Origin of the sequence: Niallia sp. HCP3S3_B10 (assembly GCF_052064465.1) — a bacterium.
Classification (GTDB): domain Bacteria; phylum Bacillota; class Bacilli; order Bacillales; family Cytobacillaceae; genus Niallia; species Niallia hominis.
The window spans coordinates 75,397-101,233 of record NZ_JBQHVO010000008.1; the positions used below are offsets into that span (position 1 = coordinate 75,397).

The following is a 25,837-nucleotide window of genomic DNA, read 5'->3' on the forward strand; positions in this document are numbered from 1 at the left end:
AATAAATTTTTATTTAAATTTATACTTTTTTTATTGATAAACAGGTTGGATAATTATTTCAAGCTTATACATATTCATTTTTCTGCTAAAAAAGATTCTGTAAAAAAAGCAGTCCAATTCATTGTGAAGTGGACTGCAGAATAGTTTACTACATTTATTTTTCCAAGACATAAAATGTTAACCAATATCAATCCAATAACGCTGAACAATCTCCTTCCCATCTGCGGAAATCACTTCATTTTCTAACACTCCACCCACTTTTTGAATCGTTTTAGCAGAGGCGATATTTTCTTTATCACAGGTTATTAATACTTTACTTAGACCAAGTTTATTAGCTTCTATTAAGCTTAGTTGTAGCTGCTCTGTCGCATATCCTTTCCTGCGTTCTTCTGGATGAATGCTATAGCCAATATGTCCACTTTCCATCAACAATTCTGGCGTTAATCGATGGCGAATATTAACAAGCCCAATTAATTTCCCCTTGCTAATGCTTAAAAATTGAGTGGCAGGAACTCGATTTGGTGGTAGGTTATCGCCATTTTCCTGGCTAATTACTTTATTAAGCCATTCCTGAAAGTCGGTATAATTTTGCAAGGAGCTGCCGCCATAAGGGTGTTCTTCTATATGTAAAAATGCTGTTCTATATTCCATTAATTGTTCCCTATACCGCTCGGATGGTCTCACTAATTCCATTGAAATCTCCTTCTTTCTCTATCTATAGTTATTTTCTTTTGAGTTATAACCCTATTATTCTATATCATTTGTATACTTCATGGGCAATAACCCCGTTATCCTTTTTATTTCTTAAATTATTTTTCTATATTTTAACATACATTACCATTTCTTTTTGAATTTTTTAACATTGCCTTTTCCTTATATTCACAAGTTCAAAAAAGACCCCAATACGAGGTCCATTCATCATTTTTTAAGAGAATTACTCATAAAAAGCTCATCTACTGTGGTATCCAATACAAAGGCTATATCAAATGCTAATTGTAAGGTTGGATCATATTTATCATTTTCAATGGCATTTATTGTTTGTCTGGATACTTTACAAAGTTTAGCCAGTTCTTCTTGGGATAATTTTGCTAATTTCCTTAAATTTTTAATGTTATTTTTCATTTAATCACCATATTTTTTTCTGTAAACTAATAATGTTCCCAGATATATAACTAGAACCACCGTCAGAAACATTATCGGCGAAATTCCATTGCCAATAGAATAATTATTCCCCTGTAAAGATAGATATATGGACTCTGCCACTTCTAAAATTAGCATACCTGTAACTACGATAAATACATATGATTGAGCTTTCGTGTTGATAAACTTTCTTCTTTCATCACCTTTTTGAGAAAATGGAGCTATAAAAATCAAAATTCCGCAAACTAACAATATAGCTGAATACACAATTTTAACCCAATCCATTTTTAGTTTCCTCCTTACAAAATGTCAAAAGTATTTTACATTTGTTATTGTAGCATGCACACTAAATATGTCAAATACTTTTAACATTATATTTTTTATTACTTAATACATCAATCTTTTAGCCCTTACAATTCTGCTATCTATTAACTAAAAAATCGAGTACATAACCTTTGCACTCGATTTCACTTTTATCCTTTTTTCCCTTTCCACGAATCCTTCAGTGACACAATTCGATTAAAAATTAATTTATCTTCTGTAGAATATTTATCTACACAAAAATAACCGTGTCGCAAAAATTGGAACCTATCTTCGATTTTTGCGTCCTTCATCCAAGATTCAATTCGGCAATGGTTTAGTGTAACTTTAGAATTGGGATTCATTTTTTCCTCCCAAGTTTTTCCCGCATCTTTCACAATCATTTCGTCTTCAAATAATTTATCGAAAAGATTTACCTCCACTATTTCACTCTTTATAGCAGAAACCCAATGAATCGTTCCTTTTACTTTCCGCTCAGAAAATCCCGTTCCACTTTTGGTCTTTGGATCATAGCTACATTTTAATTCGATAATTTCACCTGTAACTTCATCTTTAATCACTTCATTACACTTGATGAAATACGCCCCTTTTAATCGGACCTCTGCATGTAAAGCTAATCGTTTAAACCCTTTTATTGGGACTTCCATAAAGTCTTCTTTTTCGATATAAATCTCTTTTGAAAAAACAACCTCTCTATTTCCTAATGCAGGATTTTCCGGATTATTTTCCATTGATAAAAGCTCTGTCTTGTCCTCAGGATAATTGGTGATCGTCACCTTTAATGGATTTAATACTGCCATCACTGTATTTACTTTTGATTTTAATTCTCTCCGAAGCGTACTTTCCAACATTGCTATGTCAGCTGTACTTTGATTTCTTACAAATCCAAGTTCATCAACGAAGGTGCGAATACTTTCTGGGGTAAAGCCTCTTCTCCTAAGTCCACGGATTGTTGGTAATCTAGGGTCATCCCACCCATCTACCAGCTTCCCTAACACTAATTCCCTTAAATATCGTTTACTTGTTACAACACCAGTTATATTCACTCTTCCAAATTCACGTTGTTTTGGCGCTTCCTTTATTTCTAGCTCAGTCAATACCCACTCATATAAAGGTCTGTGGTCTTTGAATTCAATGGAGCATAAGGAATGGGTAACACCTTCGATTGCATCTTGAAATGGATGAGCAAAATCATACATTGGGTAAATACACCAATCATTCCCGGTTCTATAATGACTAGCATGAATAATCCGGTAAAGAATGGGATCTCTTAAATTGATATTTGGGGAGGCCATATCAATTTTGGCTCGTAATACATGCGATCCTGTTGGAAATCCTCCATTTTTCATTCTCAAAAATAAATCGATATTTTCCTCTATTGTCCTGTTTCGATAAGGACTATTTTTACCATGCTCTGTAAGTGTTCCGCGGTATTCCTTTATTTGCTCAGGAGACAAATCACAAACATATGCTTTTCCTTTCTTGATCAAACTCAATGCTGCATGAAATATTTTATTAGAATAGTCAGACCCGTAAAAAATCCGTTCTTCTGGAGAATATCCTAGCCAATTAATATCCTCTATAATCGAATCCACATATTCCATATCTTCTTTTAAAGGATTGGTATCATCAAAGCGCAGATTAAAATTCCCGTTGAACTTTTGCGCAATCGCATAGTTCATATGGATGGCATATGCACTGCCGATATGCAGGTAACCATTTGGCTCAGGGGGAAATCTTGTGCAAATCGTTCGATTATATGCCCCATTTTGTAAGTCTTCAGCTACCGCTTTTTCCAAGCTATTATCTAACGCTACTTTCTCTTCCGTCATTTTAATCCCTCCATTTTTTTAGAAACGAACTATTTATGCCAATAAAAAAAATCCCACCCCCAAGACATTTAGTCTTGAGGACGAGATTTTATATCCGTGGTGCCACCCCAGTTTTTTAATATGTCGCCATATTAAACTCTTCAGGTACGGTAGTTACCTACTTATACCCTAGCTCTATAACAGGAGCACCTGTCACACTATCCCTTCATCATAAGTTCCAATGTGAATGCTCAGAGTCTTGGTTCAATAAGTAATTCTTACTCCTTTTCAGCAGCTGGGGCTCTCTTTAAAGAATTAGGTTATTTACTCTTCTCTTCATCGCTTTTGCTATTTTTTGGATTTAAATTATTCCTATGATAACAAGGTCTTTTCTGTTTGTAAAGGTAATATATTCATTAAATTAAAAAATAAACAAAAATCCATATCACAAAAATGCTCTTAGTCTTATATAAGACTACAATTTAATCCCCATATCTTTTGATTGGATAATATAATAATTATCCGATTCCCACTTATAATGACCCACATTAAAATCTTTTCGGTTGATTAAATCCTTGAAATCATGTGGGATAGTGCATTCCCAATTTAAATTTTCTATCTTAATAGGAAAATTGTCATCATTAGGATTGGGTGAGTGGATATAGACTGCATCTAAACCTGCCTCTTCTTCCACTAACCCTATCCATGATTGATAAGGTTTATCGAATGTGCTGAGCTTTTCTAATAAACTGTTATACAAAAAGATATGTGCTTTTATATGCTCTCTTCTTATTTTCCCGCTATGATTCCCATACCCGTAAAAATCAAGATGGGTATGCCAAGCATCAAACCAAGCATCTTGGCTAAAGTCTAAATCGTATTGCTCTGCGTTTAAGTCTCTCCACAAGTTGCGAAAATAACGCTTTTTTCCTCGAAACTTTTTCAAAAACAGTTGCCTCCTTTTGAACAAATTTATATTTGCCTATTTGGAACAATTGAAAAAGCCACATGGTTTTGATATTCCCAAACTGTCTATGTATCGGTCGTTCCATCTACAAATATGTTTAAAGAAATTCTTTAATATTGATACTTTCGTTACTACGGTATCAAAAAACATCGAAATTGTTGTAAACACATCTTTGAAAGGAAATGAGAATATTTCCCCCCTCTATCTTATAAATCCATCTGATCAACATTTAATTCGATTAAATTACCATCGGGATCTGCACAGAAAATCTGAGCAAATCCACTTATACCATATGGTTTTTCGATGATTTCTACATTATTCTGTTTTAACCAATTCAGCGTATCATAGTAGTTCTCTACTCGAAGTGCAAAGTGACCTTCTTTGCTATTTAGAGTTTTATTTGTTCGAATGGTTTGCGACTCAGGATAAACAATTAAGTGAAGTTGCTGATTCTCTATTTGGTACCAGGCACCTGGAAAATCAAAATCAGGACGTTGTAATTCTTTTAAACAAAGAATTTTCTCATAAAAATATTTGGCTTTTTCCAAATCCGTAACTGTAAGACTTACATGATGGAGCGATTTGTATTTAATCAAGATGCTTCACTTCCTTATTTATTTTTTCTATAAATAGACATCTCCCACTTTATGGAGATTTTAGAACAGCTAAGTCTGTAATAGTTCGACAATTACATTCAATAATCCTTTTCGTTTTACTTCCCATTTTTTAGAAAGGCACTTTTATTTCTTCATTCCATTTAACAGGAGAATAGTAAGTTATTCACTAGTTAAAATGGGCTTTTTTGTATCGATTTCGTATATTTTATAGCCTATTTCCCATTTATGATCTTTCGTGACTGTCATTGTACAAGAATAAGGCACTTTCTTACCATATGCATCCAGTTTAGGAATATCATCAAATGTAAATATTTCGTCTGTATCTAGCATTTTGAAGATTGCTTCAGCAGTGCGGCCTGATGTATCTATGTCAATAACACACTCTCCTTTCACCACATCATATTCTTTAAACAGCATATATTTTAGACTTGGCAAAGTGAAAGTTAACAGCAAAATACCTAATAACAAGACACCTATAGTTTTTGCTGCTTTCATTAAGGGAAACTCTTTATCGAAGTACATAACAACTATGTAATATAATGACCCAAAAACGAATAAAGCTCCAAGTAAGAGCATTATGAAATACATAACCATTTTCTAATATCCCTCTCTTTCATTGAGTATACGAGTGAACGGAGGAAATGTTTCAATTAATTTATTTTTACAGCTTATAAAAACTAAAGAATAGGATAAATCAAATCATATATCCGCTTAAAATAATAAAAACAGGCCCCTATTAGAGACCTGATTCTTCCCTTTATTAATTCGCTTTTTGCTTAACTTCCAAATGAAAAGAATAAATTTCACTAGCACCAATTAAGCGAAATCCTTTTCCTTGTACATAATCAAACTTTAAATCCTCATTAATATGCTTAATTGTTAAGGGATCTAAATAAATCGTTAAGCCATTATCTTCAAAGGCTGTATCGCCTTCTTGTGGAAAATCAACCGCTAAATCGAAATTATAAACATAGCTGCATCCACCGCTAAAGATTGTGTTTAACCGATAAACTGCACCTTCAGGAACTTCATAACTACGAAATTTTTCAACAGCAGCATCTGTGATTGTTACCTTCATTTTGCCATCTCCTACCTATTTTTACATCTTATATATACTATTCCAATATAAGAATGTAACTCATCTTACTTTCAGCATAATGGATTTCGCAAAGGGTTGCAAAAAAACTGCTTTCTGATGTATGGATAAAGAAAAATATTGAAAAAAAAGTTAGTTTTCTAGTAACTAATATCCGTATCGTTCTCCTTTTTTCAGATCTAACAGATGATTGTTAATCGAAACGGTATTTTCATTTTCCCACTTAACCTCTACATTTTCGATATTATCTTGATAATAGATTCTCTTTTTAAACCAAAGTGGACCGTTTAATTCTCCCCTAACTCCAAATGACCCCATTGCCCCGGCATCATATCGGTAAAAATCTATTGTGTTCGTTCCTTCAGGAGATTGTACTGTTTCCAAATGCTTGTTTGCTCCAAACCCAGAGGCAAATAATACAAACATGGTTGCAAGTAAGAATGCAATGGAAAGGCTGGCGGATAAAATGACCGTTAACCAACTTCTTGTCTTTGAGCGCCTATTTCTTTTATCTTTAAAACCAATAATAGCGAAAATAAAGGCTACTACACTAAATATAAGTAAAATATAATTTGGAGGTGCAATCAACCAAGTGTTGTTAATATTTGAATACAAGGAATAAGCTCCTAAGACTAAACAAACAAGTATTAAATATAGTGACCATACATTATAGCTCTTTTCCATAAAGCTCCCCCTATTTAAAATGTTCATCCATGCTATCTATTCATTTGTTAAATTTTCAAGTCTAATTCCGATCTAAAAAAAGCAGAACATAACTACCTGCGCCAACAAAAATAGCTAGTTTAATAGTGAAAAACATCCAAAATTCAAATGTTGTTAGTTTTCTTTGCTTTTTATTCCTTTTTAAATGCCAATAATAGAAAAAAGTGCATAGTAGTAGCAATACCACCGATAATTGATTGATTGTTTCTAATAGATTGATCATCATAAACACCTCTAACTAGTTGTTTAGATTTTACGGTTAGATATGTATGCTTTTATGAAAAAAACTTATTTTTTTATTGTATTTTACTTCGCTTCAAATGCCTATACAGATGGTCACTACCAATCAAAATTAAAATCCCCATCGCAACATTATTAACTATCATTTTGAAAGGATGAAGTCCTTCTAAATTATTAATCACCATTGCTGATAATATCAGTGTAAGAACAACGAAGTTTAAAATTTTGTTTTTCATAAGTAATTCACCCTCTTATTAAATCATTATCTTTAAATACTCCGGTTCCATTTTTACCTTTTGGCATATATTTTGTAAAAAAGGCTGCCATAATTAATAGAAAAACATTGATTAGCCAAACGGTAAGCCCTGTATACTTTAACCAATAAGCTAATAAACTGAATATACTTATAAGAAAAAAGCAAATATGTGTTAAAGCACTTTTAATTCCCGTTATTCCTGTATTTTTCCTCTTTTTAATTACGATAATTAGCGAAGAAACAAGAACGGTTATTAATATTAGTGATAAAATAGTCTTCAACCAATAGCATGCTCATACCTTTTCTATTTGTTATCTATTTATACGTTTTAGAACGTAATTAAGTTTCACGCAAAAAAAGCCAAGCCTTATCAACGATCAGAATTTATTATTTAATAGCTGGCTTTCTTACAATAAAAGTAACAGCATTTATTTTTAGCAATACTACCTTTTCATCACGGACAATTGTATATTCCAACGGTTTAACTACTTGGGACAACATTTCCCACCCTCTATAGATTCTATTTAGTGTATGTATCATATCTTCCGTTTTCTTATTTATTTCCATCATTGCATCTAACTTTTTATTCGTTGCCAGTTCGATTTCTTCTATCTCAGAATTAACAATCAAGCAGTTTATTCCATCATTTTTTGTTCCGACTGCCATCTGTTTCAATACATCTTCAAAAACCTCATCTGATTCGACGTGCTCCAAAGTGGACACAGCAACAATGAGATCAAATTCATTTTCATCGATTACATAATGGCCAATATCTGCCTTTCTCATTTCAATGATTCCTTCAACCTTATATTCTTTGCTATACCGTTTCAATTTTTCTAAAGCGGAATCTAATAGATCAACACAAATGACTTTCCCGTTCTTACCTTTAATTCTTGCGCAATGGGAATACTGTTTCTCCCGACAGCTGAACCTAAATCCAGTACCCGCATATTTTCTGTATTAGGAAAAAATCTAAAACAACTTTTACCGGCTTATATAACCACGATCCTTCTTCAAACAACTTATAATTTTCATAAAAATAATCATGGTATTTCTTTTCTTCTTTTCGGATTAAATCTAATCTAGACACATATAGCCCTCCATTCTTCTAATAACTTTCTCCATATACAGCTAATATTCAGAGTAAAATCCGCCTCTAGTCTTTTATTTAAATCCTCCCGCAACATACTGATAATTCAGATTTCTTTTAAACCCATCTTCCCAAATTTATTTAAAGTGGCAATCTTTGGCTTACTTTTAGCTATTACACTTAAATCTCCCTCATTAAATACGACAGCAACACCATCAGGAAGTAGTATATAAGTTTGTTGATTTTTCTTTAAACAAGCTTCTATTAATAGATCATCTTTAGTGGAGTAATGGCACCATATTGAATAATTTGCAACTAAATTTAATCCTGCATATACATAAAACGAGTAATTTTCACCACAAGAATGTAAAATATTATTTTTTCCAAGCACTATTGCCCCAGCACTTTGACCATATATTGTACCGCCGTTGTGAAAATATAAGCTTAGTAATTGATCAAAACCAGATTCCTTAAGATCATTTAATAAAGAAAGAGTGTTTCCTCCACCGATATAAACTGCTGAAAACTCGTTTAATTCTTCTATTGTTTTCCCATTGATATCTGTCCACATTGTTATATTATGGATTCCCAAAGGACGAAACATTTTCTCTATATAGACTAAACTAGATTCATATGTTCTTACTTTCAAGTCTCCTGCTATAGGTAGATATAATAACGGTTTGTCCTTATTGATCAATTGCACAAAATACTGATTAATTTCAAAGGTCTGTTTTAAATCTCCACCACCGGACAATATTATAATCCCCATAAATTTTGCTTCTCCTTAAAATAAAAATATTCTATCTTACAATGATAGTAATTAATTGATATATCTAAAAAATCTTTTTTATCTGATTCAATGAAAGTACCGCATACTTTCTCCCATTCTTTCCAAATATTCATTTTCTGGTTGCGAATATATTAATTCTCGTTTTGATAATGCTCTAATGCACCATCACCATTTTTTATGTAATATTCTCCATTACTATTTCTTTTCCTATTTTTATTTTAATAGAAATGACATGAATTATAAATGGAAGAATGGGTACTGGCTGATTTAAGTAATAGGATATGTTATTATTCAATGTTAATTTCTAGTAACGGGAGAACAAATGAGCGGAGAAATACTGATTAACTAATTAAAAAAGTCGAAATCCAAAGATTTGGCTACAATAATGGAAAAACCATCTTCATTTCTTTATAAAAGCTAAACTTCTCGGCTTTTTTAACGGCTTTACAGAGATAGGAAAAATGGCAATTGTGAATGGAAGAATACACAACAAATAATATAATACCTGGAATCAAGCTTACTGTTACAAATCCAATTCATAATATTTAAATGAAGCCACATACTAAAAACGGAGGTGAAAAATATGAAAACGAAGGATAATTTTTTAGAAGGCGCTAAAATCACGGACGATGCTCATACATATGGGCCGACTAATGGGGGGAGTGAAAAACACCATTCTCCTCAATCTGTTCCAAATAAGGAAGCAGCTAAATCAGGCAAACAACAGTAATAGAACACAATCATCTATGGAAAAGAAAGCATGATCAAGAATGATTATGCTTTCTTTTTCCATTGTTATCGTAGGAATAATTCGATCTTCCATTACACATATCTCTTACTTTTCAATCATTGACAGCAATACTTTTTCCATTTCTTCTTTAGACATTGTATCTGCAGTTAAGATGATTTTATATCCTTTTTCAGGTACTATTACCCTCATCCCAACAAACGGCCATTCATCACTAGGGGAAACATAATCCACCTGAAATCCATTTATAAAATAAGAATCAGGCTGTTCAAAAAAACCGGACTCTTCCATTTCTAAATCAGCTTTTTGATTTACATTTAGCTGTTGGGTTGAAATTCTAGACGCGCCATCGCTATATTCTAATGAAACAATCGGTTCTTCCCCTTCCTTATATATAGCAAAGCTTTCATCTACTTGTTTATATCCTTCTGGTAGATAAGTAGGTTTTATAATAGGAAAACTTGCGAATACCTGTGCTTCCTTAAGAGCAAATTTCTGTTCATAAGTACTTTGTAATTCTTTAATTTCATGTAGTCTTTTAGCTTCTTTGCTATCTGGCTGTCGATTTTCTTTATTTATCTTTTTCCATGTCTCAGCCTGTTCTGTATACAATTGACTATACTGTTTGAATTCTTCGTTGGTTAAATTCTCCTTCGCTATTTGCATGCTGCGCTCAAAGAAATCTAATTCTCCTTGAGTTTCTTCGGGATATGCTTTCATTAGATTCTCTTTCGACCCAAATAGCTGACTAATGAAAGATTGTGCAGCATCTGCCATGTGCGAAGCACCAAAAGCTAGACTCGCTCCAATTATCATTAACGAAGCTACAGATGCAAGTACCCACTTAGGGTAGTTTTTCTTTCGCTTTTCTTCTCTATCTAATTCCTGATCTATTTTTTCGAATGTTTCTTTTTTAAACTTTTCCAGATTCACTTCATGCTTAAAGTACATCTTTGCTAATCTTAATTCTTTTTCTTCCATTTCCATCCTCCTTCATTCTATTACTTAATAATTGACGACCTCTAGCAAGTCTAGATTTTACTGTGCCAACTTTAAGATATAAAACGTCTGCTATTTGCTGAATCGATAGCTCTTCAAAATAGAAAAGTGTAATAGGCAAACTATAAGGTTTCGGTAAATCATAGACAGCATTATGTATTTCTTCTTCCTGTACACTTCGGAGATAGGAGTCTTCACTGCTTTCTTGATTCATTTCCGGTAAAAAATCAGATATAACTTCTCGCCAAGATTTTCGAAACGAACTATTGCATTCATTTATTACAATTCTCGCCAGCCAAGAGAATGGCTCTTCCTTATTCTTTAATTGATCCATCGAATAAAATGCCTTAACAAATGCTTCTTGTACTTGATCTTCTGCTTTTAACCAATCTTTCGTGTATGTATATGCAAGCCTAACAAGACGTTGCGTATACTGGTCTATCCATAACTCTAGAACTTCTTTCTTATCCAAGAATTAACCTCCTTATTCAATATCTAGTTGACGTCTTTCATATGTAAGATGTCTTTTCTTTAGGAAAGGTTCCCATTTTTTAAAAATAAAATCTCGCATCTATCATAATACTAATTCCCTTTATCAATATTTTCCATTATAATTCAACTTACAAATATATACATAGGGAGAGTGTAGAAATGGAATCTTTTCAAAATGGAAAAGACAATTGGAATGCGGATTTATATGATGATAAGCATTCGTTTGTTTCAAAATTTGGAAATAATTTAGTAGAGTTGTTAGATCCAAAGCCTGGCGAAACGATCCTCGATCTTGGCTGTGGAACGGGTGATTTAACGAATACCATCCATAATTTTGGTGCTGAGACTTTAGGTATCGATAAATCGGAAAATATGGTGAAGAAAGCATTCAATAAATATCCTCATTTAAAATTCTTGGTTCAAGATGCAACAAGCTTACATTTTCCTAGCGAATTTGATGCAGTATTTTCTAATGCGACTCTGCATTGGGTACACCCTCCTGTCAAAGCATTAGAAGGAATCTATCAAAGTTTAAAAAAAGGAGGAAGATTTGTTGCCGAATTTGGTGGCAAAGGGAATGTTCAAATAATAACAGATGAAATAATACGTCAAATAAAAGGAGCAGGATTTCCGTTTAGCGAAGAACAATTCCCCTGGTTTTATCCAAGTATTGGGGAGTATTCACATTTAATGGAAAAAGTCGGATTTAGGGTTACCTTTGCGCAACACTATGATCGACCGACTCCATTAGATGGAGACAATGGCTTGAGGAATTGGATTACTATGTTTGGAGATCTTCTGTTTCATGGTATTTCTATAGATGCTAAGACCGAAATCATTTCAAAGGTTGAAGAAAATGTAAAAGATAGATTATATATAAAAGGAAAATGGATGGCAGACTATAAAAGGCTCCGATTGATTGGTGTGAAAGAATAATAGGGAATCAATTAAAAAACAGATTTCATTTAAAGATAGACTAAAATAAAACGAAAATGGAGATGTATTCATGGCAACAATTGAAGACTTTTTAAAATTGGATATCCGTGTTGGCACTATTATAAAAGCAGAACTTTTTCCAGAAGCACGTAAGCCTGCTATAAAATTAGATATTGACTTTGGAGAAATTGGCATTAAACATTCTTCTGCACAAATTACACAACGATATACACCAGAAGCACTTATTGGTAGCCAAGTAGTTGCAGTGGTAAACTTCCCAGCACGACGTATAGCTGGTTTTAAATCTGAAGTATTGGTAATTGGAGGTGTCCCGGAAGAAGGTGATGTGGTACTTTTAAAACCAGACGTGCCTGTAAAAAACGGAACACCGATAGAGTGAAGATTCAAATAAAAATGGTAAAGACCGCTTGAACAAGTCGGTCTTCTTTTTACTGAATATACTGTTATTTCAATATACTTAAGGTAGATATTTGAATAGTTATACTAAATTTGCCCTTTCATAGAACTCAATCGGACCTGCTTCGTCAATAATGATAGATTCATAGCCCATTTCCTTCATCTCATTTAAACATAAATGCAGCAAAGTATATCCAATACCTTGTGCTCGATTAGAAAGAGCGACTCCCATTGGTCCAAATAATCCCTTTTTTCTTCCTACTACATCAAAGCAAGCAAAACCAATTATGCTTGTATTATCGAATGCAATAAAAATAGGAATTTCGTTCATAAATAAACCATTTTCGATTGCTTCCATCCATCCATTTCCAAATTCCATATTCACAAAGCGTTTTAATAAAGCAACATCTTTTCTTGTTGCTTTTCTATACGTAATCTTGCTTGATGGTGGATGTGGAAAAGAATACTCTTTTAATGAAACAGTCAAATTCCTTGGATAAGCAACTATTTCTAGGATACTAGCTATATCAAACGCTTCAAATATTGCACTTGTTAATTGGTCATTACTTTCCAATATCCCCTCAAACAAATGTCCTTCATTTATATAAATCTGCTTAAATCTATTCATTCGATTACTTGCAAACTCAAAAATATTTTTCGTAGAATGAGAAATATTTACTTGAAAATGTTCAAACGGAATTCCTTGTTCGTTTTCCCTTACACTTGGATTCTTTAATTGTTCCCTTACTTTAACTATAAGATCGGGACATGTATTATGTATTTCAGCACACACTCCTGTTTTTTCATGCAAAATACCAAATAACAGATGAATGGGGTACATAATCGTATTTGTCCTACTAGCTTGCTTTTCTGCTTGATGTAGAATTCTTAAAGATCGTTCTGTGAATTTCAATACCCTCTTCCCTCTCTCAATCGTTTCTTTTTCTATTTTTAAGAAAGCTTCTTTGATAAATCCATCATATTATCAAAGCCCAGCTGTTCATAAACCGTTCGTCCAGTAGAACTGGACCATAATCTTGCTCGTTTTGCGCCTTTTTGTTTTAGCCATAAACAAACTTCATCTACTAACTGAGAAGCTAAACCATTTTTCCGATATTCTTTCATCGTATATACCGCTATCACCCAGCCAAAGAGACTTTGTTCTTCTGCAAGTGGAAAGGCATACTCTGTTCTAATTAAACCGCCTGCACAAGCAACAATCTTTTCATCGTCGTTATCTAAAGCAACTCTAAACATTAAATTGCCTAATTCAAATTCCTTTAGAAATATGTTTTTCACTTCTTCAATCCGCCGAAGATTTGGCTTTGGTATTCCATCTATTTCTCCCATTTCACAAGCCATTTTATACCAGTAGTCTGTCATAATACTCAGCTCGTCATAAGTAGCCCATCTTGTTTCAAACATAGTTAACCTCCTAATTAATATTATTTATAAAAGGAATAGGAATAATCCAATAATGGCAATTACCAAATAACATATTGTTCCGATAGCTTTCACTTTGCGATTCACATCTGTTTTTTTCTCTAAATTATGTGTATAGTCATACATAACCCATAAAGAAATTAACGGAATAATTCCTACCAAATAATTATCTATATGAACGATTATATACACTGCCACTATTGCAAATGCACTATTATATAATATCGTTCTCAATCTCTTCCCTCCTAAATTAATTACTGCTTCGTATTAAAGCATTTTTCACAAATTAATTTCCCTTCATAATGTATATAAGCTTTTATTTCCGTCATCCCTTTTCGCTTTGGATAGAGCATTTTCACAAAAACAACTTCATTCCCTTTAATATGTTTGCCACAATAGGAACATTGGGGTTTTAGTTTAAACATCGCTGTTCCTCCCTATATAATTTATCTACTATTTACTACGGACAATAGCTATTAAAAGTTCCGTTTATCCCCATTTAGACTAAGCTCAAATGAAAAATGCAGACACATATGTTACATTTAAGTTATTAGAATTCAAATTATTCAATCAATGAAAATTTCTGTAGGAGGTGATTATATATTGCTTTTACTTATAGCAATTGTATCGATCGTTATATGGTGTACGCTATCTCGAGAGCTTGTAAAAACTTCAGAGGAGAAGAATAAATTAAAAAACAAGCGTAAAGTCATAACTTTAATGTCTGCCGGTACCTTATCAACCATTATTCTGACTATCTCCCTTTTTCAAAATTTCCAATTTTAAAATCCGCTTTACACAGAACTTCCAAAGTTACGGGAGTTCTCTTTTTTTGTCAAACTATAGGCAAAAAAGCATTACCACATATTGCAGCAATGCTTTAATTAGCCATTTTATGAATTATTCTTTCACTACATAATGAAGCTCTACAAACTGATTAAAGGTTCTTAATCTTTTCAAAGAAAGGTCTAATTGATAATCCCCCTCTTTAAATAACGGAATTCCATTGCCTAGAATAGTTGGAGCTATTGTTACAATGATTTCATCAACCAATTTTTCTTTCATAAAAGAATATAATAGTTCTCCTCCACCAACAATCCAAATCGATTTTCCCTCTTCGCTTTTTAGCTTATCAGCAAATTTAGTGACATCTTCATTAACAAATTTTACATACTCTGTATCCTCAATAGAAGACTTTGTATATACATAACAGTTTTTGTTTTTATATGGAAATTCCCCTCCTTCTTGGTTCATAATCCAATCATAAGTCCTTTTACCAAGCAAAATGGTATCCACAGTTTCATAAAACTCGCTAATTCCGTTATCCCCTTCCCCTTCTACTTTGAATAGCCATTCAAGAGAGTCGTCTTTCGTCGCAATATATCCATCTAAGCTTGAGGCAATAAATAATACTAATTTTCGTTTTTCACTCATAAATTCCCCTTCAATAATGACGCCTTTTCATAAATAGTAGAATTAAATGTCTTTTTCCATCAAAACATTCGTAGTCTCATACCCTACTTTCTCATATAATCCTCGGGCTACTAGATTATGACCAAAAACATGGAGACCTATTTTTTTCAATCCGACCTCCTGCCCAACCATCTCTATTTGCTTTAGTGCTTCTTTGGCATAGCCATTCCCTTGGTATTTTTCTCTTATATGTATATCATAGATAAACCCTAGTTTTTCAGACTTTTGTGCGAGCCAAATAACGCCAACTGACTCGTCATCCTTTCGAATCGTGTATAAGAAATTCCGCTCCGTCTTTTCTCCTTGCGGCAAAAGTTTTGCATATTCCTCTTCCGCTTTTCTTATGGATTCTTCCTGCTTCCAATTTCCTGACAAAACTTTTTCTTGTGCATAGGTTTTAATTGCAGAAGATAGATATGTTTTATATTCATCAGAATTGATTAAATCTAATTTAATCATTGCTTATCACTCCCCCTTCACTTTTTATTCTAGTTTTTAACAATCAATTCCTGCTTTACCTAGCTTGGAAAAAATTTAAATAAGGAAAAAGCGATCCTTCCTCATGAAAGAATCGCTCCGTCTGTTATATAGCAACAGAAATTATTTTTCCGATGTCTCTGTATTTTTGCGATTTTTAACACCTTTACTCGTGTAAGGCTTGTTACTCTTTTTTTTGTTTGCACTAGCTTGCCAACGATTCCAGCCCTTCTTATCTGTTCCTCTGCCTGTTCCGCCCTTACCTTTTGCTTTACTCATAGAATCAACTCCGATTTTCTTGTCCATTTACGTATCTATCATTAGTTAGTCTTATCCTTTTATTATGGTAAAAAAACATACATAATGAACTATAAGTATATAACAAGGAGTTAATGTTTGAAACAATTAATAATTTTTGTATATGATAATAAACTTTTTTTCTTCCACCAACCATAACATATTACAAAAGAAGCACTATTCTTTCTTAGATTAAGCACTCGTTCCTTTATACTTCACTATTGTTTTTCTTTCCAGCAATTACAACTCTATATACATCATAAGTAGTAAACACAACCACTATTCCCCAAAAAAAGATACTGCTACCAATCGAATTATCACTAAATAAGACAATAAGGACGACAATCCAAAAACCGACCAATGAAACTATTCTGTTAACCATTTCAGATTTAAACATTTTTTTCACACCTTTTTGATCATTATGAATACTTATATTAGCTGCTATTCGCCTTATATTTTATACGTTTGTTGAACAAATAGGTTTCAAAATGTTTGTTCGAATTTTCATTATCCACTTTTAATTAAATTTGCCAATTGTAAAATCATGAATAATCTCGACCACTTCAATTTTTCCATTGATCAAAAGCGCAGGTAGCTCATTTTTCTCGTTTCCTTTCCAATATTGCCGAGCCTGTTCTATTTTTTTGTGGAAAGGTGCAGCCTCTATAGTTGGCAATAGTTCCCCATCTCCTTCAAAATAATTCCCCATCACACGAAGCTTAACAATCTGTAATACATTGCGGTTATAGGAATCAAATAATGCTTTCCATTTTAGAACTTCATCATAACTTTTCGCAGCATATAAACAAGCCAGCCTGGAAGGATAATCTGGATATTCCTGTAGCCTAACCATTTCGGTTATTACTTCTCTAATCGCTCTCATTGTATGCCCCGCATACTGAACAACAACTTCGGCATTTTCTTTATCTAAGTGTAAGCCTTCTTCTGAATAATAATCATTTAAAAGTTGCATACAATCATTGTTTTGATCATTTAAATGTTCTCTTTCAAAAAGAAATGATATAAAGTGTTTTTTTGGTGTTTTTCAAAGTTAATGACCTGTCCATGCGTCATTTTTTTATTTGTGACAAGATGATAGGCAGTAAATTCTTTCATGTCTCCTCCTCCTGTTTAAGACAAATTAGTATCATCAGAAAACAATTACCACTTTTTAGTTTCTTTCTCCCTTTTCAATGATTCTAGAATTTCCTTGTTTTGCTTCGTTACTTTTCCTAGTTTTACTTCTATTGATAGACAAGTAATAACTACTATAACTATTCCAATCGATATGATAAATATCATATATACACTGCTTTTTTCTTTATATTATTTTACTCATCTACTATATGCTAAAAAGAAATGTATATCCCCTCAAAGGACAACCTTTGTAAAATGTTCAACTATTGGAAAGGGATCATAAAAATGATGTAGCTGCTTTTTCCAATCCTGATATTCATTCGATTGTCTTAATACGAACGCACTGGAGATATTAGATGAAGATACATATTATTTCCAACAGGTTCTATTAATACCGGTCTCATAGAACCTCCAAAACTTATTCTTACATCTTCTTCCATTATTACATTTAAAGCCTCCGTTAGAAAGCTTCCATCTAAAGAGATACTTAATTCTGTCTCTCCATCAAGCTTTTTTATAATTTGTGTTTCCTCTATTTTTCCTATCTCAGAAATGTTTGAGGTGATTTTTAATTTTGAAGCCTCTTTTATTTCCAAATAGACATTATTATTCTTCCATTCACTTGCGAATAGGCAAGCTCGGTCTATTCCTCTTAATAGCTGCTTTGTGTTAACTATAATTATTGTCTTTGCATTGTTGGAGAATAATCCTGAGATATTTGGATAGTTTCCTTCTATTAATCTGGAATAAAGAGAGGTAGTATTCGATTTAAATACAATATAACTGTCTGATACACAAATATCGATAATTTTAGTTTCATTATGTAATAATTTTCTAAGTTCCTTGAGGCTTTTACTTGGAACAATAAATGAACCACTTAAAGTAGAATCGATTGTAAGCTCTCTACAAGCTAAGCGATGAGAATTAGTGGCCACAAATGTTAGTTTACTTTCTTTAAATATCATATTAACGCCAGTGAACACTGGTCTTGCTTCACTTTTTGATACTGCAAAAGCTGTCTGTTTAATCATATCTAATAAATCTTTACTTTGAATTTTAATATGTCTCTTTTCATCTATTTGTGGAAGTCTTGGATATTCGTCTGCATGGTAACCATTAAGAGCTGTAATAATTTCCTCCGCTTTCAGGGTAGCAATTTGCTTCTTGTTTACTGTTAGATGGATTTTATCCGGTAACTTTCTCACTAGTTCACTTAAATATTTGGCAGATAATACGACACTGCCAATCTCCTTTACTTCTAACACATTGACTCCATCCATTTCCAAAGGAATCACTTTTTCAATAATAATATCTGCGTTACTTCCTATAACAATTACAGATTCTTTATTTGCGATAATTTTTATGCCTGAAAGAATAGGAAAAGGGGTATTCTGTGATACTGCTTTATTTACATCTGCTATCGCTCTGTTAAAGGTTTCACTATCAATAATAAATTCCATTATATTCAACACTCCAAAATAATTGATAAATAAACAATTCGACATTTATTGCCAATTTCCTTGTTCTTTCTTCCCTCTCACATTACCTTTCAAAAAAAACGAATAATAAAAACTACCAAACTGGTAGTTATAATCTTGTAACAATCAAATTCTATTTTTTAAAACATCTAAATGAAGAGGATAGGTGCTATATGCGACTATTTTATTTTTGTATTTTTTCACAATATCTACATGATCGTGATAACTATTTAAGAATAATTTTATATTCTTATTTCCTTTTTTCGTATGAATAATGAGGGAATACTCAGCATTATTTGGATTGAGGTATGTTTCTTCACTTCCTGGATATAGACTATATTTTTCCCTGACAATCGCTTCATTAAATAGTTTTATTATCGTCTCTTTATTCTCCCCATCTACCTTCCTCTCGTTGTAGATGATTTCCGTCTCCAAATCATTAAGTTTTAAATGCATCTTATATTTATCCAAAAGCCAATCTACCACTCCAGTTGGTAAGCACGTCATTAAAACTTTTATCATACAAAATAGGGCTAATGCTATGATAGAAATCCAGGTCATTCTCATTCACTCCATACTTATTCAATTAACATTTCTACGATATTAATATTACTAAATTTCTCATTCACATTGACCATCCAATTATCATATAAATTGACCATCCACTTTCAAATTATGCTGACTTCTCTATAAAAAATGATGCAAAGTTGTTTTGCATCTCATCTGTATTATTCTCTACTGGACTTTATTGCTTCTGCAAACCTTCTTATCCCCTCATCAATATTGGTTTCTTTTTCTTTCGCATAAGTAAATCGAACATAATGAGAGTTGGAACCCATAGTGGAGCCTGGTGCATAAATAACCCCATTTTTTAGCGACTCCTCCAATAAACGGTTTTCGTTGACTTCATTTATTATTTTACACCACAAATGAATCCCGCCAGTTGGAATGATGAATTCTACTTTTCCTTTTAAATAGGTATCTAAACTTTCGATGATTTGATTTCTTCTACTTTCGAGTTGTTTAATTAAATGATTTAAATGGGATACAAACGAAGGCGATTCTAGAAAATCGTTTGCTATCCATTGGGAATAACTCGAATGTCCAAAATCAACCTGTTGCTTAGCATCGGATAATCTTTCAATCACTGGCTTTGGACCAATAATCCAGCCAATTCGAAGTCCAGAAGCAACAATTTTAGAGAGCGAGCTAATATATAAAACATTCCCATTTTCATCCATCGATTTCAGCGGAAAGACCGGTTTTCCAGAAAAAGAGGTTAAACTATATGGATCATCCTCTACTACTGGTATGCCATATAGGGAAGAAATTTCTAAAATCTCCTTCCTCCTTTTTTGACTGAGGGAAATGCCAGTTGGGTTTTGGAATGCTGGGTTTAGAAATATCATTCTAATCCTGTGCTTTCTATGTAACGAGATTAAATCATCAGGTTTTATGCCGTTTTCATCTGCTGTCAATAAATAGCTTTTAACTCCTGCTGATTCAAATAATGGCAGACTATAATGATAAGAGGGATCCTCAATCGCTACCGCATCCCCGGGTTTAAGCAAACATTGAATGATTAAATGCAAAGCTTGTTGGGCTCCAGATGTAATCAATATAGAAGACGGGTTCGTATGCAAACCACGATATTCCTCCATATGATGGGCAATGGTCTTTCTTAGCACCTCGCTACCTTGTGGATGATCATAGCCTAATGACCCAATATAAGAGCGATCAGAAGTAATTTCCCGTAGCGATTTTAAAGGAAAAAGATCCTCTGAAAGTTCTCCACTAGCTAAATTGATCAAATGATGATCCACCATCTCTTTTCGTATCCGTTGCATGACAGGTACATTAGGCAGAAAAGATCCAGCTTCAATATAGCGATTCCAGCTGGGCACACGCTTTTTGGTTATTCCCCATATATCCTTACTGATTGTTGTTCCACTGCCGCGTTTTCTTTCAATTAATCCATTTGACTCTAACTCATCATAGGCTGCAACTACTGTACTTCTATTCAATTCTAGCAATTTTGCTAAAGTTCTTTCAGATGGCAACGGCTTGTCTAAAGGAAAAGATCCATCTGCGATACCATTTTCAATAAACTCAGCTAGTTGCCTATAAATTGCTTTTTTTATTTGTCGATTAGGTTTCCACTCCATTGCCTCCACACTTCTTTACCTCATATTGCATCCATATAGGACTGCTATCACTGCTATCTAAATTATATTGTTTTCCATTATAACTTAATATTCTCCCTTTAAACAGCTATAGTGCTTTCCTTTTTTCCTATAGAATATTTCCCTACTTTTTACTAATAAAGCTCAATATATTTTCCATCCCCATAAATCTCTTCTCCAGATACCTCTGTCCATTCTTCGGGGGTAAGACTTGTATGCGAGTCTAAATAAGCTTTTACTAAATGATATCCCGCGTTATACCCATAATTCTCAGGAAGTTCGTCCCCTCCATAGATTATTTCATAGGCACGGTATCCATCATAAAAATTCAATTCAGGCTCTACTAGTTCCCAATATTCTGTTAAGAAAGGATAGCTTGGATCTTCATACGAATTACCAGGGTAAACAATGTTTTCAAACATCACTGCTTTTCCTTCTAAAACTAAAATATCCAATACTGTATCAGAGCTTTCTCTATTAAAATAATTTTCCGTCCAAACACTATGATGGTATTCATGTGCTATTCCAACCTTCAAAAATTCTTCATCAAAAAATAACGTGTAAAGAACACTGATTTTCCCTGTTCCTTCGGTTACCATTTGTGGCAAATCAGGATCGTATGGAGTTGGATAAATGCATACATCTGTAGCTTTGTTTGATGGAATATAATTAGCGGATTCTATTAATGCTTCTTTAATAGCATTATTTATTTTTTCCTCATCCATTGTATTTATAATCGCGTTAACAAGTTCCATGTCTTCTGGAGGCTCGACTGAATATGTTTTCCCACTTCTTTCAAAGTATTCCCCATCCTGGTAGCATGCTTCAAAAACCGGTTCAATTACTTCTTCTTCAAATATTTGCTCTTTTGGAATAGTTGAATCCTTTTCTATCCTTTTTTCATAGTTGTCATATAGCTTATAAACATGAATAATATTAAATTCTTGATTTGTTTCAGGATGATTGTACGAATAAATCAACGTTTCATCTAAAGTTTTTTGATCAAATGATATCAGCACTGTACAAAAAAGTAAAACAATAAAAACACCAAATAAACGCATAAAATGTCTCCTCAATAATTACAAAGTCCAACAGATAGTAAATAGGTTTTTTAGGTAAAAATATGGGGAATTATTTTAATCTTACCAGTGTACTTGGAGCTTATTTCCATTTGGGTCATAAAAGTGGAAAAAGGTGTGACCATTATCTTCTTTTATATCCTCCACCTTAACTTGATTATTAATTAAGTGTTGATGAAATTTAGATAATTCTGGACTTGTAAAACCAATGCTAAATTCTTGTTTATTATCAATTGTAAAATGTGCAAATGTTTCATCCTCAGTAGGAACTAAGATAAGTAAAAAAGGTCCTTCATTCACTTTTATAATGGCAAGTTCCTCTGTATTGTTTAGCAACTGCAGCCCTAGTACATCTCTATACCATTTTGCAGACAGTTCTAAATCTTTTACAGGAATTCGAATATAATGGACTTGTTCAATAAATGATTTACTCATAGCCTTCTCCCCTTTATTTAATCCGGTATATCTATATTCCCTTTCTATATCCCTATTTCCTTCCGATAATTGAATTAAATTAACCCTATCTTTATCGGAATGTTACCGGTGAAAGAACAACCGTTTGAAAAATTCAATAAACATTATTCATTTACAAACAAAAAAGTCCATTCCTTAGAAGCTAATCTATTCCTTAGGAAATGAACTTTTTCATCTTATTATTTTTTTCTAATAAAAGTCAATCCAATCGCTACAACTGATAAAACAATCGCGATAATGGAAAGAATCATATTTACATTCGTACCTTCATGTGCATGCTCGGTATCCTCGTCTGAAGCATGATGATCATCTGCTGTGTCATCTGTTGCTTCATCCGTTCCATGGCTATGTCCATGACTATCAACCGTTTCATTGGATTGAGCAATACTTGTAATAGAATGAGGTAATTCAGAATCACTGTCTCCTGTCCACTCGACAATGCTGCCATCTGCATAGTATTGGAATGCATCCCAGGCAATATCGCCAGGCTCTTTAGGATTTTGTGCTCTAAAGGTGAAGTCGCGGTATTGACCAGCTTTAATTGCCGTATCTTCTGATTCCGCTTCCCAAGTAACTGTAGCAACTTTCCCATTATCATCTGTTGTTGTAGTCGTCTTCCAGCCATCCACTGGTGCATACATTTTGAATTCCACATTTTCCGGAATCTTGATTGTAACTTTGGTTGTATCCACATTTTTTTCAACCGGTATTCTTACTTGATATGTTTCCCAAGCCTCTGTAGTTGATTGAGAAGGATTTACTGTCACATGAGCATTCACTGGTAATGCAATGAAAAAGACAGCTGCAAAAGCAACTAGTACCGATAATAATTTCTTGTTATGTATCATTTTTAAATCTCCTTTACTTTTTTACTGATTCCATAAAGAGAGGTTAACACTATCTCTCACGTGTTAACCTCCTTCATCATAACAAATCAAGTAACTTCATTCAAAGATAAAATAGCTGTTTTTGTGTCTATTCTGTGAACGTTTTATATCAAATGTATTTTTAACGAGCTATATCCTATTTTCGCCAAAATAAATCCTTTTTAATCTTCTACATCGCTTCAGGAGCGGATATACCTAGCAATCTTAATCCTTCTTTTAAAACAAGTGTTACTGCGTATACCAATGATAGTCTCGCTTGTTTCTCATCGTTTTCTTCCAAGATTTGAACATGTGCGTAGTATTTATTAAATGCTTTCGCTAAGTCGATAACATACTTGGCGATTTCAGAAGGATCATAATGCTCCATTGCTCTTTCCACACTTGTTGGAAAGTACATTAAACTCTTCACAATTGGAAAACTTCCATGATCCCACTGTAAGGCAGTAATGTTAGCTGGTTGGAAAAATTGTCCTTTCCGTAATAAGGAACACGCTCTTGCATGTGTATATTGGATATATGGTCCTGTTTCTCCTTCAAATTTAAGCATATCCTCTAAGGAAAATTCTATATCTGTTAACCGATAGTGCTTTAAATCATGAAAAATGATTGCCCCAGTTCCAACTTGCTTTGCTACTTCTTCTTTCTTTTTTAGAGAGGGGTTTTTTTCTTCGATATTTTTCTCTGCCAACTCGATTGCTGCTTGAAGTACCTCCTCTAATAGCACCACTTTCCCTTTTCTTGTAGACATTTTCTTGCCTTCTTTCAGCATCATACCAAATGGAATATGAGCCATTCCTTTTGCCCAATCATAACCCATTTTTTCTAATACTTGAAATAACTGCTTAAAATGGAGAGTTTGTTCATTGCCTACCACATATAAGCTTTTCTTAAAATGGTAAATATCCTGGCGATAGATCGCTGCCGCTAGATCCCGTGTTGCATAAAGAGTTGCTCCGTCGCTCTTTTTGATTAAGCATGGCGGGAAGTCTTCAAGCTCTACCACCTGTGCCCCTTCTGATTCGACTAAAAGCTGCTTCTCCTTTAATAACTTGACAACAGCTTCCATCTTGTCGTTAAAAAAAGCTTCTCCATCGTTTGAATCGAATGTTATTCCTAATAGTTGATAGATTTTATTAAACTCTTTTAACGATTCCTTTCGAAACCATTTCCAAAGTATTGTCGCTTCTTCATTTCCCTGCTCCAAATAATTAAACCATTTTCTCCCTTCCTCATTTAAGGCAGGATCTTTCTCGGCTTTCTCATGGAACAGAACATATAGCTTTAATAATTCTTTAATGGGATTTTTCCTTACTTCCTCTTCTATTCCCCATTTTTTATAGGCAACAATTAATTTCCCAAACTGTGTCCCCCAATCACCAAGATGATTAATGCGAATGGGGGTATAGCCATTTTTCTCTGCAATAAGTCCAATGGCATTCCCGATAACCGTTGAACGCAAATGCCCCATTGAAAATGGTTTGGCAATATTAGGAGAAGACAAATCAATTGTCATTACTCCTTTATCTTGCTGGATATCGCCATAATGCTCCTTTTGTTCAAGTATTTCCCCAATTACTTTAGAGGAAAGCAATTGCTGATTTAAATAAATATTAACATAGCCGCCAACAACTTCAACATGAGCAATTAGTGGAGACTCGATTTTTCCGGCAATCTCTGCAGCAATGAGCTGCGGTGCTTTCCGCATTGATTTCGAAAGGGTAAAGCATGGAAAAGCCAAATCTCCTAAATGAGCAAATTTCGGTTTTTCCAATAGTTGTTCAATCATTTCCTTTGTTAAATCTAAATATGGTTCTAATACGTTTGCTATTTCTGATTTGATGTCCATCTATTCTTCTCCTTTTTAAAGATAAAATAAAAAAGCCCCCACCTCTTCCAAACGAAGAGGCGAGAGCTTAAATTCCCGCGGTACCACTCTAATTGCTATTTCCATAACCACTTAAATCAGTTAACGGCCTGTCACCGATCATTCCTACTTCCATTTTCAGAATGATATCTCCAAAGTGCGTTTCACTAATTGTTCTACATTAGGCTTCCACCATCCCTAATTCGCTATCGCTTTCCAATTAGCTAGTCTCTTTTTCAACGACTTTCCATATTTTTTCTTATTATACACACACTCTCCGGAAGAATCCAACACTTTTTTGCTTTTTAAAACTTACACGGAATAAATAACACCAACGGATAAAATAGGTTATAATAGACTTATTAATTATTTAAGTTGGTGTTTATTTATGCGTACTAAAAA

The 25,837-nt window shown here is 33.4% G+C and carries 34 protein-coding genes, 3 pseudogenes and 2 other annotated features; of the genes and pseudogenes, 4 read left to right on the top strand and 33 right to left on the bottom strand.

All coding sequences use genetic code 11. The features are described from left to right. Window positions 1–177 precede the first annotated feature (177 nt). The 14 genes and pseudogenes from ACTNDN_RS06380 to ACTNDN_RS06445 form a co-directional block, all read right to left on the bottom strand. Window positions 178–693, bottom strand: coding sequence for a GNAT family N-acetyltransferase (locus ACTNDN_RS06380; protein WP_441130907.1), 516 nt, complete (start codon window positions 691–693; stop codon window positions 178–180). Window positions 694–918: 225 nt separating this feature from the next. After that, window positions 919–1,122, bottom strand: coding sequence for a helix-turn-helix transcriptional regulator (locus ACTNDN_RS06385; RefSeq protein WP_235251818.1), 204 nt, complete (start codon window positions 1,120–1,122; stop codon window positions 919–921). Then, complete coding sequence (locus ACTNDN_RS06390) at window positions 1,123–1,425, bottom strand: hypothetical protein (protein WP_235251819.1); 303 nt, start codon at window positions 1,423–1,425, stop codon at window positions 1,123–1,125. It lies immediately after the preceding gene. Between the two features lie 188 nt (window positions 1,426–1,613). Further along, window positions 1,614–3,293, bottom strand: coding sequence for a glutamine--tRNA ligase/YqeY domain fusion protein (locus ACTNDN_RS06395; RefSeq protein ID WP_251629327.1), 1,680 nt, complete (start codon window positions 3,291–3,293; stop codon window positions 1,614–1,616). A gap of 73 nt (window positions 3,294–3,366) precedes the next feature. Then, window positions 3,367–3,621 (bottom strand) — a binding site (T-box leader). A 126-nt stretch (window positions 3,622–3,747) separates the two neighbouring features. Next, window positions 3,748–4,218, bottom strand: a complete 471-nt coding sequence (locus tag ACTNDN_RS06400) for a hypothetical protein (protein WP_251629328.1) — start codon at window positions 4,216–4,218, stop codon at window positions 3,748–3,750. 227 nt (window positions 4,219–4,445) lie between these two features. Then, window positions 4,446–4,835 carry a VOC family protein gene (locus ACTNDN_RS06405; RefSeq protein WP_251629329.1) on the bottom strand — a complete coding sequence of 130 codons (390 nt, stop codon included), beginning with the start codon at window positions 4,833–4,835 and terminating at the stop codon, window positions 4,446–4,448. Window positions 4,836–5,015: 180 nt separating this feature from the next. Beyond that, the gene (locus ACTNDN_RS06410) at window positions 5,016–5,351 is read right to left on the bottom strand and encodes a hypothetical protein (protein WP_441130908.1); all 336 of its coding nucleotides are present in this window, start codon (window positions 5,349–5,351) and stop codon (window positions 5,016–5,018) included. 265 nt (window positions 5,352–5,616) lie between these two features. Beyond that, the gene (locus ACTNDN_RS06415) at window positions 5,617–5,934 is read right to left on the bottom strand and encodes a HesB/IscA family protein (protein ID WP_031537858.1); all 318 of its coding nucleotides are present in this window, start codon (window positions 5,932–5,934) and stop codon (window positions 5,617–5,619) included. Window positions 5,935–6,099: 165 nt separating this feature from the next. After that, window positions 6,100–6,636 carry a DUF5412 family protein gene (locus ACTNDN_RS06420; RefSeq protein ID WP_251629332.1) on the bottom strand — a complete coding sequence of 179 codons (537 nt, stop codon included), beginning with the start codon at window positions 6,634–6,636 and terminating at the stop codon, window positions 6,100–6,102. A gap of 61 nt (window positions 6,637–6,697) precedes the next feature. Then, window positions 6,698–6,901: a hypothetical protein gene (locus tag ACTNDN_RS06425; protein WP_031537855.1), complete on the bottom strand. Its 204-nt coding sequence runs from the start codon at window positions 6,899–6,901 to the stop codon at window positions 6,698–6,700. A 70-nt stretch (window positions 6,902–6,971) separates the two neighbouring features. Then, a complete protein-coding gene (locus tag ACTNDN_RS06430) occupies window positions 6,972–7,151 on the bottom strand; it encodes a hypothetical protein (protein WP_031537854.1) in 180 nt (59 codons plus the stop codon). A gap of 7 nt (window positions 7,152–7,158) precedes the next feature. After that, on the bottom strand, window positions 7,159–7,452 hold the full coding sequence (locus tag ACTNDN_RS06435) for a hypothetical protein (protein WP_251629334.1): 294 nt from the start codon (window positions 7,450–7,452) through the stop codon (window positions 7,159–7,161). Window positions 7,453–7,558: 106 nt separating this feature from the next. After that, window positions 7,559–8,261 (bottom strand): annotated as a pseudogene (locus ACTNDN_RS06440) (class I SAM-dependent methyltransferase). Between the two features lie 106 nt (window positions 8,262–8,367). Beyond that, complete coding sequence (locus ACTNDN_RS06445) at window positions 8,368–9,030, bottom strand: Type 1 glutamine amidotransferase-like domain-containing protein (RefSeq protein WP_441130909.1); 663 nt, start codon at window positions 9,028–9,030, stop codon at window positions 8,368–8,370. Between the two features lie 604 nt (window positions 9,031–9,634). On the opposite strand from ACTNDN_RS06445, the gene ACTNDN_RS06450 reads away from it, so the two are divergent. Continuing rightward, a complete protein-coding gene (locus tag ACTNDN_RS06450) occupies window positions 9,635–9,781 on the top strand; it encodes a hypothetical protein (RefSeq protein ID WP_155986752.1) in 147 nt (48 codons plus the stop codon). Between the two features lie 105 nt (window positions 9,782–9,886). Here the strand turns inward: ACTNDN_RS06450 and ACTNDN_RS06455 are convergent, their stop codons facing one another. Both ACTNDN_RS06455 and ACTNDN_RS06460 read right to left on the bottom strand, forming a co-directional pair. Then, on the bottom strand, window positions 9,887–10,780 hold the full coding sequence (locus tag ACTNDN_RS06455) for a DUF4367 domain-containing protein (RefSeq protein WP_235251827.1): 894 nt from the start codon (window positions 10,778–10,780) through the stop codon (window positions 9,887–9,889). Next, entirely contained in the window at window positions 10,740–11,270 is a 531-nt protein-coding gene (locus ACTNDN_RS06460; protein ID WP_441130910.1) for a sigma-70 family RNA polymerase sigma factor, read from the bottom strand. The genes ACTNDN_RS06455 and ACTNDN_RS06460 overlap by 41 nt, the downstream gene beginning before the upstream one ends. 179 nt (window positions 11,271–11,449) lie before the next feature. On the opposite strand from ACTNDN_RS06460, the gene ACTNDN_RS06465 reads away from it, so the two are divergent. Both ACTNDN_RS06465 and csaA read left to right on the top strand, forming a co-directional pair. Then, on the top strand, window positions 11,450–12,226 hold the full coding sequence (locus ACTNDN_RS06465; RefSeq protein WP_235251829.1) for a class I SAM-dependent methyltransferase: 777 nt from the start codon (window positions 11,450–11,452) through the stop codon (window positions 12,224–12,226). Window positions 12,227–12,296: 70 nt separating this feature from the next. After that, complete coding sequence (csaA, locus tag ACTNDN_RS06470) at window positions 12,297–12,626, top strand: chaperone CsaA (RefSeq protein WP_235251830.1); 330 nt, start codon at window positions 12,297–12,299, stop codon at window positions 12,624–12,626. Window positions 12,627–12,725: 99 nt separating this feature from the next. Here the strand turns inward: csaA and ACTNDN_RS06475 are convergent, their stop codons facing one another. From ACTNDN_RS06475 to ACTNDN_RS06490, 4 genes are read right to left on the bottom strand one after another with little or no spacing between them, the layout of a single operon-like run. Continuing rightward, entirely contained in the window at window positions 12,726–13,556 is an 831-nt protein-coding gene (locus ACTNDN_RS06475) for a GNAT family N-acetyltransferase (protein WP_235251831.1), read from the bottom strand. Between the two features lie 38 nt (window positions 13,557–13,594). Beyond that, window positions 13,595–14,068: a GNAT family N-acetyltransferase gene (locus ACTNDN_RS06480; protein ID WP_031537844.1), complete on the bottom strand. Its 474-nt coding sequence runs from the start codon at window positions 14,066–14,068 to the stop codon at window positions 13,595–13,597. Between the two features lie 24 nt (window positions 14,069–14,092). Then, window positions 14,093–14,320 (bottom strand): hypothetical protein, encoded by a 228-nt coding sequence (locus tag ACTNDN_RS06485; RefSeq protein WP_441130911.1) that lies wholly within the window; start codon window positions 14,318–14,320, stop codon window positions 14,093–14,095. 20 nt (window positions 14,321–14,340) lie between these two features. Beyond that, on the bottom strand, window positions 14,341–14,511 hold the full coding sequence (locus ACTNDN_RS06490; protein ID WP_031537842.1) for a hypothetical protein: 171 nt from the start codon (window positions 14,509–14,511) through the stop codon (window positions 14,341–14,343). Window positions 14,512–14,659: 148 nt separating this feature from the next. Here ACTNDN_RS06490 and ACTNDN_RS06495 point away from each other — a divergent pair, with 148 nt between their 5' ends. Beyond that, on the top strand, window positions 14,660–14,872 hold the full coding sequence (locus tag ACTNDN_RS06495) for a hypothetical protein (RefSeq protein ID WP_441130912.1): 213 nt from the start codon (window positions 14,660–14,662) through the stop codon (window positions 14,870–14,872). A 114-nt stretch (window positions 14,873–14,986) separates the two neighbouring features. On the opposite strand, the gene ACTNDN_RS06500 is transcribed toward ACTNDN_RS06495, so the two are convergent. From ACTNDN_RS06500 to argS, 13 genes and pseudogenes are all read right to left on the bottom strand, one after another. After that, on the bottom strand, window positions 14,987–15,520 hold the full coding sequence (locus tag ACTNDN_RS06500; RefSeq protein WP_441130913.1) for a dihydrofolate reductase family protein: 534 nt from the start codon (window positions 15,518–15,520) through the stop codon (window positions 14,987–14,989). Window positions 15,521–15,562: 42 nt separating this feature from the next. After that, complete coding sequence (locus ACTNDN_RS06505; RefSeq protein ID WP_441130914.1) at window positions 15,563–16,018, bottom strand: GNAT family N-acetyltransferase; 456 nt, start codon at window positions 16,016–16,018, stop codon at window positions 15,563–15,565. A 141-nt stretch (window positions 16,019–16,159) separates the two neighbouring features. After that, window positions 16,160–16,315 carry a DUF3934 domain-containing protein gene (locus ACTNDN_RS06510; protein WP_235251833.1) on the bottom strand — a complete coding sequence of 52 codons (156 nt, stop codon included), beginning with the start codon at window positions 16,313–16,315 and terminating at the stop codon, window positions 16,160–16,162. Between the two features lie 226 nt (window positions 16,316–16,541). Next, window positions 16,542–16,730: a hypothetical protein gene (locus ACTNDN_RS06515; RefSeq protein WP_441130915.1), complete on the bottom strand. Its 189-nt coding sequence runs from the start codon at window positions 16,728–16,730 to the stop codon at window positions 16,542–16,544. A gap of 120 nt (window positions 16,731–16,850) precedes the next feature. Beyond that, window positions 16,851–17,449, bottom strand: a pseudogene (locus ACTNDN_RS06520) (DUF2441 domain-containing protein). A 255-nt stretch (window positions 17,450–17,704) separates the two neighbouring features. Further along, a pseudogene (locus tag ACTNDN_RS06525) lies at window positions 17,705–17,800 on the bottom strand (antibiotic biosynthesis monooxygenase); the annotation flags it as partial. Further along, window positions 17,800–18,930, bottom strand: a complete 1,131-nt coding sequence (gene dnaN, locus ACTNDN_RS06530; RefSeq protein WP_441130916.1) for a DNA polymerase III subunit beta — start codon at window positions 18,928–18,930, stop codon at window positions 17,800–17,802. The pseudogene ACTNDN_RS06525 and the gene dnaN, both read right to left, overlap by 1 nt. A gap of 144 nt (window positions 18,931–19,074) precedes the next feature. Next, on the bottom strand, window positions 19,075–19,509 hold the full coding sequence (locus ACTNDN_RS06535) for a YfmQ family protein (RefSeq protein WP_441130917.1): 435 nt from the start codon (window positions 19,507–19,509) through the stop codon (window positions 19,075–19,077). Between the two features lie 167 nt (window positions 19,510–19,676). Further along, the gene (pdxR, locus tag ACTNDN_RS06540) at window positions 19,677–21,113 is read right to left on the bottom strand and encodes a MocR-like pyridoxine biosynthesis transcription factor PdxR (protein WP_441130918.1); all 1,437 of its coding nucleotides are present in this window, start codon (window positions 21,111–21,113) and stop codon (window positions 19,677–19,679) included. A 152-nt stretch (window positions 21,114–21,265) separates the two neighbouring features. Then, complete coding sequence (locus ACTNDN_RS06545; protein WP_441130919.1) at window positions 21,266–22,192, bottom strand: DUF2268 domain-containing putative Zn-dependent protease; 927 nt, start codon at window positions 22,190–22,192, stop codon at window positions 21,266–21,268. 81 nt (window positions 22,193–22,273) lie between these two features. After that, entirely contained in the window at window positions 22,274–22,645 is a 372-nt protein-coding gene (locus tag ACTNDN_RS06550) for a VOC family protein (RefSeq protein WP_031537825.1), read from the bottom strand. A 218-nt stretch (window positions 22,646–22,863) separates the two neighbouring features. Further along, window positions 22,864–23,532: a YcnI family copper-binding membrane protein gene (locus tag ACTNDN_RS06555; protein ID WP_031537824.1), complete on the bottom strand. Its 669-nt coding sequence runs from the start codon at window positions 23,530–23,532 to the stop codon at window positions 22,864–22,866. Window positions 23,533–23,740: 208 nt separating this feature from the next. Next, the gene (gene argS / locus ACTNDN_RS06560; RefSeq protein ID WP_441130920.1) at window positions 23,741–25,417 is read right to left on the bottom strand and encodes an arginine--tRNA ligase; all 1,677 of its coding nucleotides are present in this window, start codon (window positions 25,415–25,417) and stop codon (window positions 23,741–23,743) included. A 52-nt stretch (window positions 25,418–25,469) separates the two neighbouring features. Continuing rightward, window positions 25,470–25,684: a binding site (T-box leader), on the bottom strand. Window positions 25,685–25,837: the final 153 nt, after the last annotated feature.